Origin of the sequence: Streptomyces sp. R-74717, assembly GCF_047305335.1 — a bacterium.
GTDB classification, from domain to species: Bacteria; Actinomycetota; Actinomycetes; order Streptomycetales; family Streptomycetaceae; genus Streptomyces; species Streptomyces atratus.
Window position 1 is genome coordinate 1,623,989 of the sequence record NZ_CP102361.1, and the last position, 20,434, is coordinate 1,644,422.

At 69.2% G+C, this 20,434-nt stretch carries 17 protein-coding genes; all 17 read right to left on the bottom strand.

Annotated features, from left to right (window positions below):
- Positions 1-14 precede the first annotated feature (14 nt).
- Entirely contained in the window at positions 15-1,412 is a 1,398-nt protein-coding gene (locus tag NRF20_RS07305; RefSeq protein ID WP_398634183.1) for an aspartate aminotransferase family protein, read from the bottom strand.
- Positions 1,409-3,310 (bottom strand): 1-deoxy-D-xylulose-5-phosphate synthase, encoded by a 1,902-nt coding sequence (gene dxs / locus NRF20_RS07310; RefSeq protein WP_398634184.1) that lies wholly within the window; start codon positions 3,308-3,310, stop codon positions 1,409-1,411. The genes NRF20_RS07305 and dxs overlap by 4 nt, the downstream gene beginning before the upstream one ends.
- A gap of 26 nt (positions 3,311-3,336) precedes the next feature.
- Complete coding sequence (gene ispG, locus NRF20_RS07315; RefSeq protein ID WP_413752252.1) at positions 3,337-4,503, bottom strand: flavodoxin-dependent (E)-4-hydroxy-3-methylbut-2-enyl-diphosphate synthase; 1,167 nt, start codon at positions 4,501-4,503, stop codon at positions 3,337-3,339.
- Between the two features lie 4 nt (positions 4,504-4,507).
- Positions 4,508-5,527 carry an adenosyl-hopene transferase HpnH gene (hpnH, locus tag NRF20_RS07320; RefSeq protein ID WP_266355793.1) on the bottom strand — a complete coding sequence of 340 codons (1,020 nt, stop codon included), beginning with the start codon at positions 5,525-5,527 and terminating at the stop codon, positions 4,508-4,510.
- A 5-nt stretch (positions 5,528-5,532) separates the two neighbouring features.
- Positions 5,533-6,192, bottom strand: a complete 660-nt coding sequence (locus NRF20_RS07325; protein WP_266355794.1) for a 1-hydroxy-2-methyl-2-butenyl 4-diphosphate reductase — start codon at positions 6,190-6,192, stop codon at positions 5,533-5,535.
- The gene (gene shc / locus NRF20_RS07330; protein WP_398633745.1) at positions 6,192-8,192 is read right to left on the bottom strand and encodes a squalene--hopene cyclase; all 2,001 of its coding nucleotides are present in this window, start codon (positions 8,190-8,192) and stop codon (positions 6,192-6,194) included. The genes NRF20_RS07325 and shc overlap by 1 nt, the downstream gene beginning before the upstream one ends.
- Before the next feature lie 107 nt (positions 8,193-8,299).
- A complete protein-coding gene (locus NRF20_RS07335) occupies positions 8,300-9,403 on the bottom strand; it encodes a polyprenyl synthetase family protein (protein WP_398633746.1) in 1,104 nt (367 codons plus the stop codon).
- Positions 9,400-10,788, bottom strand: a complete 1,389-nt coding sequence (gene hpnE, locus NRF20_RS07340; protein WP_398633747.1) for a hydroxysqualene dehydroxylase HpnE — start codon at positions 10,786-10,788, stop codon at positions 9,400-9,402. The genes NRF20_RS07335 and hpnE overlap by 4 nt, the downstream gene beginning before the upstream one ends.
- Before the next feature lie 118 nt (positions 10,789-10,906).
- Positions 10,907-11,827, bottom strand: coding sequence for a presqualene diphosphate synthase HpnD (hpnD, locus tag NRF20_RS07345; RefSeq protein ID WP_383979083.1), 921 nt, complete (start codon positions 11,825-11,827; stop codon positions 10,907-10,909).
- A 29-nt stretch (positions 11,828-11,856) separates the two neighbouring features.
- Positions 11,857-12,777 carry a squalene synthase HpnC gene (gene hpnC, locus NRF20_RS07350; protein ID WP_413752253.1) on the bottom strand — a complete coding sequence of 307 codons (921 nt, stop codon included), beginning with the start codon at positions 12,775-12,777 and terminating at the stop codon, positions 11,857-11,859.
- A 445-nt stretch (positions 12,778-13,222) separates the two neighbouring features.
- Positions 13,223-14,008: an ABC transporter ATP-binding protein gene (locus tag NRF20_RS07355; protein WP_114247839.1), complete on the bottom strand. Its 786-nt coding sequence runs from the start codon at positions 14,006-14,008 to the stop codon at positions 13,223-13,225.
- Positions 14,001-14,930 (bottom strand): ABC transporter permease, encoded by a 930-nt coding sequence (locus NRF20_RS07360; RefSeq protein ID WP_398633749.1) that lies wholly within the window; start codon positions 14,928-14,930, stop codon positions 14,001-14,003. Before NRF20_RS07360 ends, NRF20_RS07355 begins: the two co-directional genes overlap by 8 nt.
- Before the next feature lie 107 nt (positions 14,931-15,037).
- Positions 15,038-15,910, bottom strand: coding sequence for a glycosyltransferase family 2 protein (locus NRF20_RS07365; RefSeq protein WP_266365042.1), 873 nt, complete (start codon positions 15,908-15,910; stop codon positions 15,038-15,040).
- A gap of 8 nt (positions 15,911-15,918) precedes the next feature.
- The gene (locus tag NRF20_RS07370) at positions 15,919-16,698 is read right to left on the bottom strand and encodes a CDP-alcohol phosphatidyltransferase family protein (RefSeq protein WP_266355806.1); all 780 of its coding nucleotides are present in this window, start codon (positions 16,696-16,698) and stop codon (positions 15,919-15,921) included.
- On the bottom strand, positions 16,676-17,737 hold the full coding sequence (locus tag NRF20_RS07375) for an iron-containing alcohol dehydrogenase family protein (protein ID WP_266355808.1): 1,062 nt from the start codon (positions 17,735-17,737) through the stop codon (positions 16,676-16,678). The genes NRF20_RS07370 and NRF20_RS07375 overlap by 23 nt, the downstream gene beginning before the upstream one ends.
- Positions 17,725-18,477 (bottom strand): sugar phosphate nucleotidyltransferase, encoded by a 753-nt coding sequence (locus tag NRF20_RS07380; protein ID WP_398633750.1) that lies wholly within the window; start codon positions 18,475-18,477, stop codon positions 17,725-17,727. Before NRF20_RS07380 ends, NRF20_RS07375 begins: the two co-directional genes overlap by 13 nt.
- Positions 18,474-20,261 carry a DUF5941 domain-containing protein gene (locus tag NRF20_RS07385; RefSeq protein WP_413752254.1) on the bottom strand — a complete coding sequence of 596 codons (1,788 nt, stop codon included), beginning with the start codon at positions 20,259-20,261 and terminating at the stop codon, positions 18,474-18,476. Before NRF20_RS07385 ends, NRF20_RS07380 begins: the two co-directional genes overlap by 4 nt.
- Positions 20,262-20,434: the final 173 nt, after the last annotated feature.

Genomic DNA, 20,434 nt, shown 5'->3' on the forward strand with positions numbered 1-20,434 from the left:
CCGGGCGCGCGGGGTCAGCGGTTGGCGACGGCCTGTTTCACCAGGGTCCTGCCGAAGTCCCACATCAGCCCGCCGCCGCTGTGCGCGTCGTCCATCACCGCGGTGAACGCCGTGACGAACCGGTCGACGTCCGGCTCCCCGATCACCAGCGGCGGAATCAGCTTGATCACTTCCAGATGATCGCCCGAGACCTGGGTGAGGATGCGGTGCTTCTGCAGCAGGGGCACCACCACCATCTGCGCGAAGAGGCCCTTGCGGGCCGCCTGCAGCATGGTCCAGCGGCTGCGCAGCTTCAGTGACGACGGTCGGCCGAATTCGATGCCGATCATCAGCCCTCGCCCGCGCACCTCGTGCAGCAGCTCATAGCGGTCGACCAGTGCGGCCAGCCGCCCGCGCAGCAGATCACCGGTGCGGCGCGCACCCGCGACGGTCTCCTCGTCCTCCATCACCGCGAGGACCGCGAGCCCGGCCGCCATCGCCTGGGCGTTGGAGCCGAAGCTCGCGGAGTGGACCAGGACCCGGTCCATCGACGAGTAGACGCGTCTGAAGATCCAGTCCTTGCCGAGGGTCGCCCCGACCGGCACATAGCCACCGGAGAGTGCCTTGGCGACACAGACCAGATCGGGTTCGACACCCTCCTCGTGCTGGTACGCGTAGAAATCGCCCGTCCTGCCGAGGCCGGTCTGCACCTCGTCGGCGATGAGCAGTGCCTTGTACTTGTGCAGCAGTTCCTGCGCGTCCCGCAGGAAGCCGGGCGGCGCGGCGTGGACGCCCTTGCCCTGGATCGGCTCGACGACCAGTGCCGCCACATCACCGCGCTTCAGTTCACGGCGCAGTGCGTCGAGATCCCCGAGCTCGATGGCGGTGTCCGGCAGCAACGGTGCGAAGCCGTCCCGGAAGCCGCTCTCCCCGTTGACCGAGAGAGAGCCGGTCGTCAGCCCGTGGAATGCGTGGGTGCAGTAGAGAATCCTGGGCCTGCCGGTGGCGTACCGGGCGAACTTCAGGGCGGTCTCGACGGCCTCCGTACCGCTGTTGCCGAAGAAGACCCGGTCCAGGTGCGGGCTGTGCGTGAGCAGCTTCTCGGCCAGCAGCCCGGGCAACGGTTGGCAGTCGAAGCGGGTGAGATCGGCGAGCGAGGCGTCCAGGACGTCGTGCAGGGCCTTGCGTACGACGGGGTGGTGCCGGCCGAGGCCCATCACGCCGAACCCGGCGAGCATGTCGAGGTAGTCGTTGCCGTCCGCATCCCAGAAGTGCGCGCCCTCGGCCCGTTCGTAGACCTTGTCGAAGCCGATGGTGTGCAGCATGCGGGGCAGCTGGGGGTTGAGGTATTTCGTGTGCAGCTCGTAGCGCTCGCCGCCGCGCTCCGCGAGGAGCTGTGCCAGGTCGAAGCCCTTGGGCCCGTCGTCCTTCATGCCCCGCTCTCCTCGGTCCTTGTCGCTGCTTCCTTGGCGGCCAGCGCGGCGCTGATGCGCCCCGCGACCTCGACCGGGGTGAGCCCGATGTCGGCCAGCACCTCGGCGCGCTTGCCGTGGGCGAGAAACTGATCGGGGATGCCGAACGTCCGCAGCGGAACGTCGACCCCGGCATCCCGCAGCGCCTGCCCGACCGCCGAACCGACACCCCCTGCCCGGCTGTTGTCCTCGACGACGGCGACCAGCCGGTGCCGTTCGGCGAGCGGGGCCAGCTGTTCGTCGACCGGTTTGACCCAGCGCGGGTCGACGACGGTGCAGCGGATGCCGCCGCCCGCCAGCAGGTCTGCGGCCTTCAGACAGACCGGGGCGAGCACACCGACGGCCACGAGCAGCACGTCGGGGTCGTCCGCCCGGTGCAGTACGTCCATTCCGCCGATCCGGTCGATGGCCGGGACCGGCTCCCCCACCGACTCCTTGGGGAACCGGATCACGGTGGGTACGTCGTCGATGTCGACGGCCTCGCGGAGCTCGGCGCGCAGTTCGTCGGCGTCGCGCGGGGCGGCGATCCGCAGCCCGGGGACGACCTGCAGCATGGACATGTCCCACATGCCGTTGTGCGAGGGTCCGTCGGGACCGGTGACTCCGGCGCGGTCGAGGACGAAGGTCACCCCGCACTTGTGCAGCGCGACATCCATCAGCAGTTGATCGAAGGCCCGGTTGAGGAAGGTGGCGTAGACGGCGACGACCGGATGCAGTCCGGCGGTGGCGAGTCCCGCTGCGCAGACCGCCGCGTGCTGCTCGGCGATCCCGACGTCCCAGACCCGGTCGGGAAACGCCTCGGCGAACTTCGTCAGTCCGACGGGGTGCAGCATCGCCGCGGTGATGGCCACGACATCCGGCCGCTCCGCGCCGATCGCGGCGATCTCGTCCCCGAACACCGAGGTCCAGGAGGGCGCTCCGGACGGGACGAGCGGTGCGCAGGTCAGCGGGTCCATCGCGCCCACGGTGTGGAAGCGGTCGGCCTCGTCCCGGAGCGCGGGCGGGTAGCCGCGGCCCTTCTCGGTGAGGCAGTGCACCAGTACCGGGCCGTGGAAGCGTTTTGCCCGGTGCAGTGCCGATTCGACGGCCGCGATGTCATGACCGTCGATCGGCCCGACGTACTTGAGCCCGAGGTCCTCGAACATGCCCTGCGGGGCGAAGGCGTCCTTGAACCCCTTCTTCGCGCCGTGCAGCGACTCGTACAACGGCTGTCCGATGACGGGTGTCTGCTGGAGCACACCCTTGCCCCAGGAGAGGAAGCGTTCGTATCCGTCCGTGGTACGGAGGGTGGCGAGGTGGTTGGCGAGACCGCCGATCGTGGGGCCGTAGGAGCGCTCGTTGTCGTTGACCACGATGATCAGCGGCCGGTCCCTCGCGGCCGCGATGTTGTTGAGCGCCTCCCAGGCCATCCCGCCGGTGAGGGCCCCGTCTCCGATGACGGCCACGACATGGTCGCTCCGCCCCAGAACCTGATGGGCCTTGGCGATGCCGTCGGCCCAGCCGAGGACGGTCGAGGCATGCGAGTTCTCGATGACGTCGTGCTCGGACTCCTCGCGGGAGGGATAGCCGGAAAGGCCCCCCTTGACCCGCAGCTTGGAGAAGTCCTGCCGCCCGGTGAGCAGTTTGTGCACATAGCTCTGGTGCCCGGTGTCCCACAGGATGCGGTCCACTGGCGAGTCGAAGGCCCTGTGCAGGGCGATGGAAAGCTCCACCACCCCCAGGTTGGGCCCCAGATGACCGCCGGTCCTCGCCACCGCCCGGACGAGGAACTGTCTGATGTCCTCGGCGAGTTCGTCGAGTTGTGCTTCGCTCAGCGCCTTGAGATCGTGCGGCCCCCGGATGTTCTCCAGAATCGTCACGCTCGGGCCCCCTCTCTGGTTCTGTTTCAGCTCACGGTGACGGCGGGAACCCCCGATGGTGTCCCTGCGTCGTCCATGCCCTCGGCGATCTTCAGGGCTTCTTCGATCAGCGTCTCGACGATCTCCGACTCGGGCACGGTCCTGATGACCTCGCCCCTCACGAAGATCTGCCCCTTGCCGTTCCCGGAAGCGACACCCAGGTCCGCCTCACGGGCCTCACCCGGACCGTTGACGACGCAGCCCATCACGGCCACCCGCAACGGCACCTCCATGCCCTCAAGACCCGCACTGACCTGATCCGCCAGCTTGTACACATCCACCTGCGCCCGACCGCACGACGGACACGACACGATCTCCAGCCGCCGCTGCTTCAGATTCAGCGACTCCAGGATCTGCAGCCCGACCTTGACCTCCTCGGCCGGCGGCGCCGACAGCGACACCCGGATCGTGTCCCCGATCCCCTCGCTCAACAGCGCACCGAACGCCACCGCCGACTTGATCGTCCCCTGGAACGCCGGCCCCGCCTCCGTCACACCCAGATGCAGCGGATAGTCGCACTGCGCCGCCAGCTGACGGTACGCATTGACCATCACCACCGGATCGTTGTGCTTCACCGAGATCTTGATGTCCCGGAAACCGTGCTCCTCGAAGAGCGACGCCTCCCACAACGCCGACTCCACCAACGCCTCCGGAGTCGCCTTCCCGTACTTCTTCAGCAGCCGCGCATCCAGCGAACCGGCATTCACACCGATCCGGATCGGCGTACCCGCATCCTTCGCGGCCCGCGCGATCTCCTTCACCTTGTCGTCGAACTGCTTGATGTTCCCCGGATTCACCCGCACCGCCGCACAGCCCGCATCAATCGCCGCGAACACATACTTCGGCTGGAAATGAATGTCCGCGATCACCGGGATCTGCGACTTCCTCGCGATCGTCGCCAACGCGTCCGCATCGTCCTGCGTCGGACACGCCACCCGCACGATCTGACAGCCCGACGCCGTCAGCTCCGCGATCTGCTGCAACGTCGCACCGATGTCCGACGTACGCGTCGTGGTCATCGACTGCACCGACACCGGCGCATCCCCGCCCACCGCAACCGACCCGACCTGGATGCGCCGCGAGTGGCGGCGCATCGCGAGCGGCCGGGCCGGCAGCTCGGGGAGACCCAGTGCGACCGGTTCTCCAGCGGTCATGACGTCACCCGTTCCCGGAGACGGTCTCGCGCATGGCGCGCAGGGATTCCTTCAGCGATCCCATGGTGGCGAGGACGGCGGTGGGCTCGTAACCGCAGTGCGCCATACAGTTGGCGCAGCGCGGGTCCTTGCCCCGGCCGTACTTGTCCCAGTCGGTCTCCTCGATGAGTTCGCGGTACGTCGGGACGTACCCGTCACTCATCAGGTAGCAGGGCCGCTGCCAGCCGAAGAGCGAGTAGTTCGGGATCGCCCACGCGGTGCACGGGAAGTCCGCCTTGCCCTCCAGGAAGTCCAGGAAGAGCGGCGAGTGGTTCAGTCGCCAGCGGGACCGGTTGCCGCCCGCGAACGACTTCTTGAACAGTTCTCGGGTCTGCTCGACGCCGAGGAAGTGCTCCTGGTCGGGTGCCTTCTCGTACGCGTAGGCGGGCGAGATCATCATCTCGTCGACCTTCAGATCGTCATTGAGGTAGTTCAGGACCTCGATGATGGTCTGCGGGGTGTCGGTGTTGAAGAAGGTGGAGTTCGTGGTGACCCGGAAGCCGCGGCGCTTGGCCTCCTTGATCGCCGCCACCGCCTCGTCGAACACCCCTTCCTTGGCGACCGATTCATCGTGCCGTTCGCGCAGCCCGTCGATGTGCACGGCGAAGGCGAAGAACGGCGACGGAGTGAATTTCTCGATCTTCTTACGCAACAGCATCGCATTGGTGCACAGGAAGACGTACTTCTTCTTTTCCACCAGCTGCCGCACGATTTCGTCGATCTGCGGGTGCATCAGGGGTTCGCCGCCCGCGATGGAAACCATCGGGGCGCCCGATTCCAGTACCGCGCCAACGGCCTGGGCCACCGGCATGCGCTGCTTCAGAACTCCGGCCGGATGCTGGATCTTCCCGCAGCCCTCGCACGCCAGATTGCAGGCGAACAAAGGCTCCAGCTCGACAATGAGCGGGAACTTGTCCCGCTTGCGGAGCTTCTGTTCAATGAGGTACGTCGCAACCTTGATGGTCTGGCGGAGCGGCATGGCCATCTAGCTCACCTCCTGGGGAGCAGCAGAGATCGGTGCCATTCGTAGAAAGCCGGTAGGACGGCACGGAGAACACGGAAAGCCGATATTCCACCGCGTATCGTGCCGATGCGGACGAGCTCATGCTCCGGAGCGTCCACGACCACCCGTACGGCGGCAACCGGGCGTGGCCCGGACCGCAGGGCGGCGCGGAGAGTGGCGGCGGACTCCATGTCCACCGCGATCGCTCCGGTGGCCCGCAGCTCGGCCCGTTCATGTCCGCGTACGACATGGGCGGAGCCGGTCAGCGGACCGGTGTGGACGGTGCGGCCGGAGACCGCACTGGCGAGGGCCTCGGCGAGCAGGCCCGTGCCGGTGCAGACCGTCGAGTCCCCGGATTCCCTGGTCTCGGCGGCGACCACCAGGTCCCCGGGGTGCATGCCGGGTGACAGCCCGGCGCAGAATCCGGAGGCGAGCACTGCTGTGCCGGGCGCCCGGTCCTGACCGAGCGCCCGTGACACGGCCGCCTCGGCGGCCTTGGGGCCCATGCCCGTACGGAGTACGGTCACCGGGCCCGGAGCGTCACCGGCCCTGCCTCTGCCGCTGCGCAGGGCGAACTGCTCGATCCCGAGCGCACAGGCGATCAGCAGCGGCGCTGCAGGGCCGGCCGGCCCCGGACCATCGCCCATCAGGCCCCCTTGCGGGTGACCGTGCGGTCGGCGAACGGTTCGCCGTGCACGTACCGTCCGAGTGCGGTGAGCGGGAAAACCTGCCGGTAGAGGTGGTAGTTGATGGAGAAGTCCCAGGGGAAGCCGGTTCCGGTGAAGTACGGCTCGTCCCAGGATCCGTCGGCCTGCTGCGTCTCGCTGAGCCAGGACACTCCCCGCTGCACGGCCTTGCTGTCACGCCGTCCAGCGGCAAGCAGTGCGAGCAGTGCCCACGCGGTCTGCGAGGCGGTCGAGGCGCCGTGCCCGATCCACTTGTCCTCCTGGTACGAGCGCAGGTCCTCGCCCCAGCCGCCGTCGTCGTTCTGTACGGACTCCAGCCAGCCGACCGCGCGGCGGATCGCCGGATGAGTGACGGGCAGTCCGGCGGCCACCAGTGCGGGCACCACCGACCCTGTGCCGTATACGTAGTTGACGCCCCAGCGGCCGAACCAGCCGCCGCTCGCATCCTGTTCGGCGAGCAGCCACTCGATACCGCGCCGGGTGGCGGGGTGCCCGGACCGCCCCTCGACGGCGAGCATCTCGACCACGTGCCCGGTGACATCGGCGGACGGCGGGTCGATGACCTCACCGAAGTCGCAGAAGGGCAGCCGGTTGGGGAACGCGCTGGTGTTGTCCGCGTCGAACGCGCCCCAGGCCCCGTTGCGGGACTGCATGCCGAGGTTCCAGCGCACCCCGCGCCTGATGGCGGCCTCGATGCGCGCCTTGTCGGGGTGGCGGACCCGGCGCAGCGCGAGGACCACCTCCGCGGTGTCGTCGATGTCCGGGTAGTTGTCGTTGTGGAACTCGAACGCCCAGCCGCCCGGATTGAGCCGGGGACGGCGCACGGACCAGTCGCCGGGCCGCACGATCTCCTCGCCGAGCATCCAGTCCGCGGCCTTCACCAGCGCCGGGTGGTCGGGGCTGACCCCGGCGTCGGCGAGGGCGATGGTGGCGAGGCAGGTGTCCCAGACCGGGGACTGGCAGGCCTCGATCATCCGGGCGCCGTCCTCGCGCCAGACGGCGAAGCGGTCGAGCGAGGCGAGTCCGGCCCGCATCACCGGGTGGTCCAGGTCGTAGCCGAGCAGGTGCAGGGCGATGACGGAGTACACGGCGGGCGGCTGGATGCCTCCCCAGCAGCCGTCGTTCTCCTGGCGTTCGATGATCCAGCGGGCCGCGGCGTTCATGGCGGTCCGGCGCAGCTTGCGAGGTGCGATCCGGTGGTACGCGTGCAGCGCCTTGTCCAGGCGCTGGAAGACCCCGTCCCAGCTCGCCGCCGGAGCGGCGGGCCTGGGCGGGTTCGGGTGGCGTGGGTCGGTGTGCAGCTCATCGAGGGCGAAGGGGGCCGGGCGTACCGGCCGCTTGGCCGAGACGACGGTGAGCGGCACGATGGTCTGGCGGGCCCAGCAGCCGAAGTCATAGATGTTGAGCGGCACCCATTTGGGAAAGAACATCAGCTCGGGCGGGAGTTCCGGCAGGTCGTCCCATTTCCACCAGCCGAAGAGGGCGAGCCAGATCCGGGTGAAGACGCGGCTCGCCGCGATTCCGCCCTGTCCCCTGATCCATCCCGAAGCGCGGGCCATATGCGGTTCGTCCGGCCGGTCTCCGGCCAGCCGCAGAGCCACGTACGCCTCGATGGTGGTGGAGAGTTCGCCGGGGCCGCCGTGGAAGGTGGCCCAGGTGCCGTCGCCGCGCTGTTCGCCGCGGATGAAACGGCCGGCCGCCGATACGGTGGCCTGGTCCTGAATGCCGAGGAATTGACGGAGCAGCAGGTCCTCGGCGTCCATGGTGACGTTGGTGGCGAGGTCGCCCTTCCACCAGCCCTGCTCGTCCTGCCTGCCGAGGAGATGCTCCACCGAGCGTTCCGCGGCCCGCCGCGCGGCGGCGAGTAGGTCGTCCGCGGCGATGGTTGTATCGGTCGGATTACTGGCCGAGGCTGCGCGGGGGCTCACAGCCCCGGTGCTTCCGTCGGTCGTCGCTGTCATGGCTTCCCCTTCGTGCAGTTGTTCCTCTGCTGTGCTGGGGTCTCCGTCGGCCGGCGCCCGGGACGGGCACCGGCCGGCGACTGCGAGTCATATGGAGCAGATGGTGATCATCTCTTTCGTACGACGACGAAGTCCGCGAGCGCTGTGAGCTGCGCCCGCACGGTTTGCGGCATGTCGACCCGGTGCAGTGCCTCGATGGCGACGGCATGCTGCCGACGGGCCTCCTGGGCGGTCCATTCGCGGCCGCCCGCCTCCTCGATGAGCGCCGCACGGGCGGCGAACTCCTCTTCGGAGAAGCTGTCGAAATCACTGCTCTTGGCGTCGGCGGCGAGCAGTTCGCCGAGGCGCTCCGAGGCCGGTCCGCCCGCTGCGAGCGCGGCGACGACCGGCAGGGACTTCTTGCGCTGGCGCAGATCGCTCCAGGTCTGCTTGCCGGTGGACTCGGGGTCGCCCCAGATGCCGAGCAGATCGTCGACGGCCTGGAAGGCGAGGCCGAGGTGGTAGCCGTATGCCTCCAGCGTGTCGGCGGTCCGGTCGTCGGCGCCGCCGAGCACCGCACCGATGGAGCAGGCGCAGGCGAGCAGGGCGCCGGTCTTGTTGCCCTCCATCTCCAGGCACTCCTCGACGGTGACCCGCTCGCGGTGCTCGTAGGAGATGTCCTGGGCCTGCCCGTCGATGAGCTTGCGGGTGGCGACGGTCAGCCGACGGGCCGCGCGGCCCGCCTCGACGGTGCCGAGCTCCAGCAGGATCTCGTTGGCGAGCGCGAAGAGCGCGTCGCCGACCAGGATCGCCTGGGCGGGGCCGTGCACCTTCCAGACGGTGTCGCGGTGACGGCGCTGTTCGTCACCGTCCATCAGGTCGTCGTGCAGCAGCGAGAAGTTGTGCACGAGTTCGACGGCCACGGCGCCGGGGATGCCGGCCTCGGCCGCAGCTCCGGCCGCCTCCGCGGACAGCAGGGCGAGCGCCGGGCGCACGGCCTTGCCGCCGTCGCCGTCGGAGGGCCGTCCCTGGACATCGATCCAGCCGAAATGGTAGGCGGCGACGGTGTCCATGGGTGGTGCGAGCCGGTCAACGGCGGCCCGGAGCACCGGCACGGAAAGGGCCCGTCCGCGCTCCAGAAGCGCGGTGACGTCCGTGGTGTCGGCCACGGTGTCGAAAGCCGGATTCGCCGGGGTCACTGACTCTCCTCTTGTTCCGGTGGTACTGCTCATGCCGCCTCCTGCAGCGGATGTTCATGGGTGCGGCCGAGTGTCCGGAGCGCGGCGTCCGCTGCGCTGAACCCGCTGCGGACGGCACCCTCCAACGTCGCGGGCCAGCCGGTGGCCGTCCAGGCTCCGGCCAGACTGAGGCCGGGAGTACGGGTGCGGGCTCCGGGCCGCAGTCGGCCGACGCCGGGGGCGGGGGCGAAGGTCGCCGCGCGCTCCCGGGTGACGAAGAAATCCCTGATCCCGGCCCCGCGGGCGGCCGGAAGGAGCCGCTCCAGCTCGGGCAGGTAGCGCTTTCGCAGCTCGGCGACGGGGAGGTCGATCTCCTCGTCGGCGGCGGACTGGGACAACGCGAGGTACTGGCCGGGTCCGGTGAGACCCGAGGCGTCCGTACGGTCGAAGACCCACTGGACCGGGGAGCCGAGCGCGGCGAAGAACGGGCGGCGCAGCACCTTGCGGTCGTAGACCACGTGCACATTGAGGATCGGCGATGTGCCGATGTCGAGCAGCCGCTCCGGCTCGTCGAGTGCGCCGTCGGGCAGCAGGTCGTGGGTCTCGCGCTGCGGGACGGCGAGGACGACGGTGTCCGCCTCGATCCGTTCGCTGCCGGTGTCGACGGTCCAGCAGCCGTCCTCCGTACGGGTGATGGAGGATGCCTTCGTACGCAGCTCGGTGCGTACCCCGGCGGTGTCGAGGGCCTTGCGGGCCAGTGTGTCGTGCACCTCGCCGAGCGGCACGCTCGCCCATCCGATGTCTGCGGCGCCGGGTTCGGAGAGGAGTCCGGTCTTGAAGACCTTCGCGGCAAGGGCCAGCGAGGAGTTCGGGGCGGTGGCGTTGAGTGTGGCGACGCCCACCAGGTCCCAGAGGGCCTCGATGGTGCGCGGCGACTGCCCGTGACGGGCGAGCCAGCTGCCGAAGTCGACGGCGTCGAGCGCGGGGTCGTCCGGGTCCAGCCGGCCCAGCGCCAGTGCGGCGCGTCCGACGCTCGCCCGCTCGGTGAGCGAGAGATGCGGATAGCCGGCGAGTCCGGCGGCGAGGTGGAACGGCACCGGCAGTGCGTTGCGGCGAAGCCGTCCCAGCCGGGGGCCGGAGGGGCGCCCGACATCGAGAACAGGCACGTCCAAACGGTTTTGCAGGGGTGCCAGCCGTGTCCCGTCGACGCGGTCGAGGAACCAGCGGTAGGCGGTGCAGCAGCGCAGATAGACATGCTGTCCGTTGTCGACCGTCAGTTCGCCGCGCCGGAAGGAGAAGGCAAGTCCGCCGAGCCGGGGCCGCCCTTCGAGCAGGGTCACGTCAAGCCCGGCGTCGGCGAGACGCAGGGCCGCGGTGATGCCGGCGAGTCCGCCGCCGATCACGACCGCGCGCGAGGAACGCGGGGCGTCGTCGGTCATGCGTCCTCCTTTCGCCAGGTCACTTCAGTCAGGGACGCGTCAGTACACCAGAGGGTTGACCGCTGATCGACGCGACTCACCGTGATGCACATGTTGCGCGAGATGTCCGTACGGCGCATCAGACACGCCCCCTGGCCGTGCGGCGGGAGATGTATCGCGCATCGAGGCCCGACAGTCCACGCACCGCGACATACGCCTTCTCGTGGCCGGGCAGCGAGACCCTGCCGCGCAGCACCGCCTCGGGGTCGCGCTCGATCCGGTCGAGCAGTCGCCGGTAGATGCCCGCCATGGCCGCGACGCAGGCGCCGCTGCGCCGGTCCAGCATCGGCAACAGCCGGTATCCCTCGGCGAACAGGGCGCGGGCGCGCCGTACCTCGAAGTGGACCAGGCCCGCGAAGTCGGCGCCGGGCGGCGGGGTGGCCCGGTGGAAGCCGGCCGAGCAGCCGAACTTGGCGAGGTCGTCGGCGGGCAGATACGTACGCCCGTTGCCCGCGTCCTCACGTACGTCGCGCAGGATGTTGGTCAGCTGGAGCGCGAGGCCGAGCGTGTCGGCGTACTCCGCGGCCCGGTCGGCGCCGGGAGCGCCCGGTTCCGTACCGAAGACGCCCAGGCTGAGGCGGCCGATGGCGCCCGCGACACAGCGGCAGTAGACCTTGAGATCGTCCCAGGTCTCGTACGTCGCACCGCGCACATCCATCAGCACGCCGTCGATGAGTTCGTCGAGGCCGCCGAGCGGGAGCGGGAATCTGCGCGCGGCGTCGGCGAGCGCGACGGCCACCGGGTCGGTGTCGTCCTCGTCGATCACGCCGTTGCGGATCCGGTCCAGCAGTGTGCGGGTGCTCTCCAGGCGGGTCCGCTTGGTCTCCGGCTCCAGCTCGCCGTCACCGATGTCGTCGACACGACGGGAGAAGGCGTACAGCGCCGACATGGCCTGTCGCTTCTCGGCCGGCAGCAGTCTGATGCCGTACGCGAAGTTACGCGCCTGCTGTCCGGTGACCGCCTCGCAGTAACTGTATGCGGCCTGTACCGGTGCCGACATATACGTCGTCTGTCCCTCCACGGTCCGGCTCACCCCTCTCTACGCGCTCTTCGCAAGACAACTCCCACTTCGCGCAGCAGGCTGGGCTTGGTGGGCTTGGGCGGTCCGGGCAGTACGTCGAACCCGGCGGCCGCGATCGCGGTGAGGGCGGCACGCCCCCCTCCCACGAATCCGGCGAGAAGCAGCTTGAGCCTGCCGTGGACGCTACCCACCAGGGGGGTGCCTTCATTCAGCAGTTCCCGAGCGCGTTCTGCTTCGTACGCAACCAGTGATCGCACCGATGCGCCCCCCGACGGGGCGGCCAGATCGGTTTCGCGGACATGGAACCGGGCCATGTCGTCCGCGGGCAGATAGATCCGGCCGCGGCCGAGGTCCTCGGTGACGTCCTGGAGGTGCTCGACGATCTGCAGGGCCGTGCAGACGGCGTCGGAGCGGCGGATGCGTTCGGGGCTGGCGGTTCCGGTGATCTGCAGGACAAGGCGGCCCACGGGGTTGGCGGAGAGCTCGCAGTAGGAGACGAGGTCCTCGTACGTCCCGTAGCGGCGGACCTTCTGGTCCTGCCGGTTCGCCTCGATGAGGCCGAGGAAGGGATCGGGAGTGAGCGCGCAGCGCCGCACAGTGGGACGCAGGGCACGCAGCAGGGGGTGGCGCGGGCCGTCGCCCGTGGTGTCGAAGACCCGGTGCAGATCGGCCTCGAAGGCATCGAGCATGGCGAGCCGGTCCTCGGTCCGCGCCGGGTCGAGCCCGAGATGGCGGGCGTCCGCACCGCCGGGGGCAAGATCGCCGTCACCGATGTCGTCGACGAGACGGGCGTAGCCGTAGACGGCCATCAGGTCGTCGCGCCAGGCGCGCGGCAGAAAGAAGGGGGCTACGGGGAAATTCTCGTCCGCGGCCTTGTCGAGGGTGCTGGGCACGGCGGCATCGGGGTGCACCTGCTGGGTACGGGTCACCACCGACCGCCCGGCGTTGGGACGGCGTGAGCACCTCGGAGCTGGAGATTTTCCGTCATAGCCGTCACATCTCCCGTTCTACACTGCTGACCCAAAACATCCCATTCCGGACACGCCGCCCGCTCTACCGAGTGCGGAGCACGCCGCCAGGCCGTATGGCCAGGCACTATCGCCCCACTTGCAACGAATCAGCACCGCTACAGCTTACGTTGTACAACGCTCATCGATACGTCGGGGTGTTACGCCCGGAAGAACAACGAGCCCTGCCCCGCCAACCTTCCCCGTGCGCAAGGAAATTGACGTCATCCGACGGGAGGAGATCTTGTGCAGGGCGTACCGCCGGGGGTGGTGGGCGCCGCTGGGAGTCCGCGCTCCGGACACCGAGGCGGCCTCCGCCGGAACTCTCCGATGGAGGCCGCCTCGGTGCCACGGGACCCGGGAGCAGCTATTTCCCCGTCTCGCGCTCGTACGCCTTGAGGACCTCGTCCGTCGGTCCGTCCATCAGCAGCTCGCCCTTCTCCAGCCACAGCACCCGGTCGCAGGTGTCCCTGATGGACTTGTTGCTGTGGCTGACCAGGAAGACGGTGCCCGCTTCCTTGCGGAGCTCCCTGATGCGCTTCTCGGAGCGGATCTGGAACTTGCGGTCACCGGTCGCCAGCGCCTCGTCGATCATGAGGACGTCGTGGTTCTTCGCGGCGGCGATGGAGAAACGCAACCGGGCGGCCATACCGGAGGAGTACGTCCGCATCGGAAGGGTGATGAAGTCGCCCTTCTCATTGATGCCGGAGAAGTCGACGATGCCCTGGTAGCGCTCGCGGATCTCCTCGCGCGACATACCCATCGCGAGACCGCCGAGCACCACGTTGCGCTCGCCGGTCAGATCGCTCATCAGCGCCGCGTTCACGCCGAGCAGCGACGGCTGGCCGTCCGTGTACACCTTGCCGTGCTCGGTCGGCAGCAGACCGGCGATGGCCCGCAGCAGGGTCGACTTGCCGGAGCCGTTGGTCCCGATGAGGCCGATGGCCTCGCCGCGATAGGCGGTGAAGGAGACTCCGCGGACGGCGTGCACCTTGCGCACACCGCGCGACTCGCCCTTGCCGCGGCGCAATATCCGGCTCAGCGCCGCAGTGGCGCTGCCCTTGCCTCCGCCGGCGCCATTGACCCGGTACACGATGTGCACATCGTCGGCGATGACGGTGGGGACGCGCCCCGAAGTGTTGTCGTCAGCCACGGCCGTACCGTTCCTCTGCCTTCCAGAAGTACACAAAGCCCACAACGCCGACGAGGACCGCCCAGGCGAGCGCCACGACCCAGACGTGCGACGGCAGGTTCTCCGAGCCGTAGCCGTCGATCAGCGCGAAGCGGATCAGGTCCATGTAGATGGCCGCCGGGTTGTACTGGAGCACGTTGGCGATCCAGTCCGGCTTGTCCTTGAGCATCACCGGGATGGAGAACATGACGCCCGACGCGTACATCCAGGTCCGCATGACGAACGGCATCAGCTGGGCGAGGTCGGGGGTCTTGCTGCCGAGCCTGGCCATGATCATCGCCAGGCCGGTGTTGAAGAAGAACTGCATCACCAGCGCCGGGATGATCAGCAGCCAGGAGGGACTCGGATAACTGCCGAAGGCGACGGCCACGACCGCGAGCACGATCATCGAGAACAGCAGCTGCTGGAGCTGCTGGAGCGAGAACGAGATGGGCAGCGAGGCGCGCGGGAAGTGCAGCGCCCGGACCAGTCCGAGGTTGCCGGAGATGGCCCGCACACCCGCCATCACCGAGCTCTGGGTGAAGGTGAAGACAAAGACACCGGTCACCAGGAACGGGATGAAGACCTCCTGGGTCATTCCCTTCCTGGTACCCAGAATCAGCCCGAAGATCATGTAATAGACCAGGGCGTTGAGCAGCGGTGTGGCCACCTGCCACAGCTGGCCGAGCTTCGCCTGGCTGTACTGGGCGGTCAGCTTCGCCCTGGAGAACGCCATGATGAAGTGGCGGCGGCCCCAGAGCTGCCGGACGTACTCGAAGAGCCCCGGCCGGGCGCCGCTCACCGTCAGGCCGTACTTGGTGGCCATCTCGGCCGCGCTCAGGCCGTCGTCGGCGGATGGTGGGGTGCTCAATGCGACCGCACCATCATGGGTTGTGTCACTCACCAGATGAAACTCTCGTATTCAGGATGCGCAGCCAGTCGCGGGCGCGGCTCGGAGCGGACAGGTCCCGTGGAGAAAACGTACGACTCATGCTCTCAGAGGAGAGCCTCTCAGATCACGGGAGGGCGGCCGAGTCTGGTCAGCCGCCATACCGTGCGCCACCTCATCGGACGGCGGGTTCCGCACGGCGTGGACCAGCCTTCCCGGAAGCCGCCGAACCATGCCTTGAGGGCCGGGCCGGAGGGCTTGCGCAGCAGGGTCAGCAGCAACCACACGCCGAGGTAGACGGGGACCAGCGGCGCGGGCAGGTTGCGCCGGGCCAGCCAGACCCGGTTGCGGGCCACCATGCGGTGGTACACCGCGTGCCGCGACGGGGCGGTCGTCGGGTGGTTGAGAACCATGTCCGCGCGGTAGTCGATCATCCAGCCGGCGTCCAGTGCCCGCCAGGCGAGATCGGTCTCCTCGTGCGCGTAGAAGAACTGGCCGGGCAGCGGCCCGACCTCGGCGATGACCTTGCTGCGTACGGCGTTGGCGCCACCGAGGAAGGTCGTCACGCGCGAGGAGCGCATCGGATCGGCGGCACGCAGCCGCGGCACGTGGCGGCGCTGCGTGACGCCGGTGTCGGGGTCGGCGATACGGAAGCTGATGATGCCCAGTTCGGGATCGGCCTCGAACGCCTGCCGGCACAGCTCTGCGGTGTCGGTGAGCGGCAGCAGTCCGTCGTCGTCGAGGAAGAGCAGAGCGTCCACATCGGCGCCGGACGGGCCGAATGCCTCGATCCCGACGTTGCGACCGCCCGGGATGCCGAGGTTCTCGGGCAGCTCGACGGTGCGTACACCCGCGGGGACGTCCGGTACGGGGGCGCCGTTGCCGACGACCACCACTTCGATCCGGTCGCCGTCCTGCTCGGCGACCGAATCGAGGAGTGCGCGCAGCTCTTCGGGGCGGTTGCCCATCGTGATGATGACCGCGCCGAGCTTCATGGGGGTGCTCACTTCAGCCTGCTCGATGCCAGGATCGACACGAGGTGCAGCAAGGTCTGCAGCAGGGCGATGCCGGCCAGTACCGCGACCATGAGACGGCTGAAGAACAGATCGTCCCTGACCGCGTCGAGGACGGCCGCCACCAGGATCACCAGTGACGCCTCGACGCCGAGGATCAGCCGGTGGAACTTGAGCGCACCGGCGGCCCGGCGGGCGAGCGCCATGCCGGACGAGCGCGGCTCGGAGGCGGCCTCCTTGACCGGCGGCAGACCGCCCTGGTGGCGTGCGACGCCGACGAGGTCGGTCTCGGCCTTGATCAGGATGGCGCCGAGGGCCGCAAGAGTGCCCAGGAAGGCCCACAGCCAGTCGATCCGTCCGGAGCCCCACAGGTCGGCGGCGCGCAGGCCGAAGCCGACCAGTACGGCCGCGTCGCAGAGATACGCGCCGACCCGGTCCAGGTAGACCCCGCCCAGTGAGAACTGCTTCTTCCAGCGGGCCACCTCGCCGTCGACGCAATCGAGCAGCAGGTAGAGCTGAACCATGAGGACGCCGAGCAGCGCGCCGGGAATGCCGGGAACGAGCAGCGCCGGCGCGGCGAGCACGCCCGCGACGGTCATCACGTAGGTCAGCTGGTTGGGCGTGACCTTGGTATTCACCAAGTGCCGGTCCACGCGCAGGGAGATCTCGCGCATGTAGAGCCGACCCGCCCAGTGTTCGCCGCTGCGCCGGTCCTTCACGCCCGGAGGGTGCACGACCGGACGGAGTTCAGCTATGGATGGCTTTTGCATAGTCGGCGTACGCGTCCCTGATCTGGTCGGTGGACAGGTTGAGGTGTTCCAGGATCGTGAAGCGTCCCGGGCGGGTCTGCGGGGCGTAGTCGACGGCCTGGACGAACTCGTCGGCGGTGAAACCGATGTCTTCGGGCAGGACGGGCAGTCCGTGGCGGCGCAGGGTGACCGCCATGAGCAGCGATTCCTCGCGCGCACCGCGCAGATGCATGGCAAAGCAGGCACCGAGGCCGACCTGCTCGCCGTGGCTCGCCGCACGCTTGGGGTACAGCAGATCGAAGGCGTGGTTGATCTCGTGGCAGGCGCCCGAGGCCGGCCGGGAGTCCCCGGCCACCGACATCGAGATGCCGGTCAGCACGAGGCCCTCGGCCAGCACCTTGAGGAAGGCGTCGTCGCCGATCCCGCCGGGGTGGCGCAGCACCGCCTCGCCGGCCTGCCGGGCCATGGCCGCGGCGAGTCCGTCGATCTCCTCGCCGTTGACCTCGTGGGCGAGTTCCCAGTCGGCCACGCAGGAGATGTTGGAGACCGCGTCGCCGATGCCGGAGCGTACGAAGCGGGCCGGTGCCTCGCGGACGATGTCGAGGTCGATGACGACGGCGATCGGGGTGGGGACCCCGTAGGAGCCCCGGCCGTTGTCGTTGTCCAGTGTCGCGACCGGCGAGCAGAGACCGTCGTGGGCGAGGTTCGTCGCCACCGCGACCAGGGGCAGGCCGACGCGCGCCGCGGCGTACTTCGCCACGTCGACGATCTTGCCGCCGCCGAGGCCGACCACGGCGTCGTACCGGTTGCCCTTGATGTCGTCGGCGAGCTTGACGGCCGAGTCGAGGGTGCCGTCGGTGACCGGGTACCAGTGGGCGCCGGGCAGCGCGGGGGCCAGCCGCTCGCGCAGGGCGCGCCCCGAACCGTCGCTGATCGCGACGGCGAGCTTGCCGGAGGCGGAGATCCGCTGGTCGGCGAGGAGACCGGCCAGATCGTCCAGGGCCCCGCGGCGGATGTCGACGACGACCGGGGACGGGATGAGCCGGGTCAGTACAGGCACGCGATCTCACGGCCCTTCGCGAGGTCGTCGTGGTTGTCGATCTCGACCCACGCCACTTCGCCGATGGGGGCCACGTCGACGGTGAAGCCGCGGTTCACGAGCTCCTGGTATCCGTCCTCGTAGTAGAGGTCGGGGTCGCGCTCGAACGTAGTCTTCAGGGCGTCGGCGAGCTCCGCGGCGGCCTCGGGCTCGATGAGAGTGACGCCGATGTACTCACCGGTCGCGGTGGCCGGGTCCATCAGCTTGGTGATGCGTCGCACACCCTTGTCGCCCTCGGTGATGACCTTCATCTCCTCGTCGGCGAGGTGCTTCACCGTGTCGAGGGCGAGGATGATCTTCTGGCCGTTGCCCCGGGCGGCGAGCAGGGTCTTCTCGACGGAGACCGGGTGGACGGTGTCGCCGTTGGCCAGGATGACGCCGCGCGTCAGGACGTCACGGGCGCACCACAGGGAGTAGGCGTTGTTCCACTCCTCGGCCTTGTCGTTGTCGATCAGGGTGAGGGTCACGCCGTACTTCGCCTCGAGCTCGGCCTTGCGGTCGTACACGGCTTCCTTGCGGTAGCCGACGACGACGGCGACCTCGGTGAGGCCGACCTCCGCGAAGTTCGCCAGCGTCAGGTCCAGGACCGTCTTCGCAGCGCCGTCCTGTTCAGGGCCCACAGGCACGAGAGCCTTCGGGAGCGTGTCGGTGTAGGGGCGCAGACGCCGTCCTGCACCGGCTGCCAGTACGAGGCCGATCATGCGGGTTCTCCTTCGTCGTGTACGGCTGGTGCTCCGGAGGACACCCAGAAGCGGATGGACTCCACGAGCACCACCAGTGCCACAGCCACCGCGAGAGCGGTGAGTGCCACGGTGAACGCTGAATGCTGAGTGTGTACGGCGGCGAGTACGGCCACCACCAGAGTGCGGCCCTCGTGCCCACCGATCGTGCGTACCAGCCACTGGGGCGGCGCGCCGGTGCCGCCGCGAATGCGGTACACCGTGTCGTAGTGATGGTAGGCGACGGCCGAAACCAGCCCGAAGGCTGCCGGAAGGGCTCCTGGGACATCGCTGCGGGCAGCGAGAGCGAGGATGGTGCAGTACTCCGCCGCCCTGAATATCGGGGGTACGAGCCAGTCGAGCGCGCCCTTGAGGGGGCGGGCCACGGCTGTCCCCGAGCAGATCGCGTAGAACACTGCGGCGAAGATCATCTGCTTGCTGCCGAACGGCTGCTGCAGAGCGGCGGCGATCAGTGCCCCCGCGCCGACGAGCGCGATCACAGGTGCGCTCCAGGCGCCCCTGATCCGGGGGCCCCGTACCGCCACGATCTGCGCAATGGGACCGGAGTCGGCCAGGTCGGCGAGTGCCCGGGCGGCGCGGTCGGTGCGCTCCGCCTTGCGGGTCAGCGAGCGCAGCAGGCGGCCCGCGGTGGTGTAGCAGGCCGCAAAGGCACAGCCGATGAGCAGGGCGTAGAAGACGATGCGGGGAGTGGTCACCGCAGTCAGTACCGCGATCATCGCCCAGCGCTCGCCGATCGGCAGCACTATCATCCGGCGCAGCCAGACCGTCCAGCCGACACTGTCGAGCCTGTCGGAGAGGGCTGCCGTGGGGCTCGAATTGGCCACCGCGTCATGGTTCGCCTCGTTGAACGAGAAATCGATGACATGGCGGCAGGCCTGGAGCACCATCGCGCCGAGGGCCAGTGCCCATACGTCGTCACCGCCGCGGGCGGCGCCGAGCGCGAGGCCCGCGTAGTACGCGTACTCCTTGGCCCGGTCGAAGGTGGCGTCCAGCCAGGCACCCATCGTCGAGTACTGCAGCGAGTAGCGGGCGAGCTGCCCGTCGGTGCAGTCCAGGACGAAGGAGAAGAGCAGCAGCAGTCCGGCGGCGATGTAGCCGCCGCGGGTGCCGGTCGCCGCGCTGCCCGCCGCGATCAGCGCAGTGAGCAGGGATGCAGTGGTGACCTGGTTCGGAGTGAGACCGCGGCGGGCGCACCAGCGGGCGATGTAGCGGGAGTACGGGCTGATGAAGAACGTGGTGAAGAAGCCGTCGTGGGCCTTCACGGCGCTGCGCAGCCGTACCGCCTCGTCGTCGACCGCGGCGACGGCGCTCTGCGCGGTGGTGCGGGCCGACTCGTCGACCGGGACGGCGGCGACCAGCGAGCCGAGCTCGGGGCGCTGCACAGCGGTGCCTTCGGCGTCCATGGTGACGGCGAGGCGGCCCGGCACGGTGCGGTCGGTGACCGTCGTCGTGGTCGCGCCCGGGCCGGTCGGGGCGCCTGCGCCGACGGCCGCGGCGGCGGCGGTGCTCAGAGCGCGGACGAGCGCGGGGCGCGCCTCCGGCTGCGCGGTCAGCGCACCGGGCACGGCGGCGGCGGGGAAACGCGGGTCGGTCAGCCCGAGCCGGAGGGCATGGACATGGCCGACGAAACGGGGGTCGACCAGTGCGACGCGGCGGTCGGCGGGGACGGCCGAGAGCAGCCGTGCGGCCTCGGTCACATCTGCGGCGATCTGTACGTCGAAGCCCAGTGACCGCAGATCGTCCACGAGCGACGATCCGGGTACCGGTGCACCGGTGAGGATGGCGGTCGACAGACGAACTCACTCCTTGGTGCTGACGGGGCCGGCGCGCGACAGTGCGGCCCTGAAGCGGGCCGGCGGCACGTCGGCAGAGGCTATCGGATGAACGGAAGCGGGAGTTCACCGCCCGTTTGTGCTCC

What these genes read in the sequence shown, in the direction of transcription:
- NRF20_RS07365 (WP_266365042.1), bottom strand. Translation starts at nt 15,910, where the DNA reads ATGAAGCTCGGCGCGGTCATCATCACGATGGGCAACCGCCCCGAAGAG.
- NRF20_RS07325 (WP_266355794.1), bottom strand. Translation starts at nt 6,192, where the DNA reads ATGGGCGATGGTCCGGGGCCGGCCGGCCCTGCAGCGCCGCTGCTGATC.
- NRF20_RS07305 (WP_398634183.1), bottom strand. Translation starts at nt 1,412, where the DNA reads ATGAAGGACGACGGGCCCAAGGGCTTCGACCTGGCACAGCTCCTCGCG.
- NRF20_RS07370 (WP_266355806.1), bottom strand. Translation starts at nt 16,698, where the DNA reads ATGCAAAAGCCATCCATAGCTGAACTCCGTCCGGTCGTGCACCCTCCG.
- hpnH (WP_266355793.1), bottom strand. Translation starts at nt 5,527, where the DNA reads ATGGCCATGCCGCTCCGCCAGACCATCAAGGTTGCGACGTACCTCATT.
- NRF20_RS07335 (WP_398633746.1), bottom strand. Translation starts at nt 9,403, where the DNA reads ATGAGCAGTACCACCGGAACAAGAGGAGAGTCAGTGACCCCGGCGAAT.
- NRF20_RS07380 (WP_398633750.1), bottom strand. Translation starts at nt 18,477, where the DNA reads ATGATCGGCCTCGTACTGGCAGCCGGTGCAGGACGGCGTCTGCGCCCC.
- ispG (WP_413752252.1), bottom strand. Translation starts at nt 4,503, where the DNA reads ATGACCGCTGGAGAACCGGTCGCACTGGGTCTCCCCGAGCTGCCGGCC.
- hpnE (WP_398633747.1), bottom strand. Translation starts at nt 10,788, where the DNA reads ATGACCGACGACGCCCCGCGTTCCTCGCGCGCGGTCGTGATCGGCGGC.
- hpnD (WP_383979083.1), bottom strand. Translation starts at nt 11,827, where the DNA reads ATGTCGGCACCGGTACAGGCCGCATACAGTTACTGCGAGGCGGTCACC.
- shc (WP_398633745.1), bottom strand. Translation starts at nt 8,192, where the DNA reads ATGACAGCGACGACCGACGGAAGCACCGGGGCTGTGAGCCCCCGCGCA.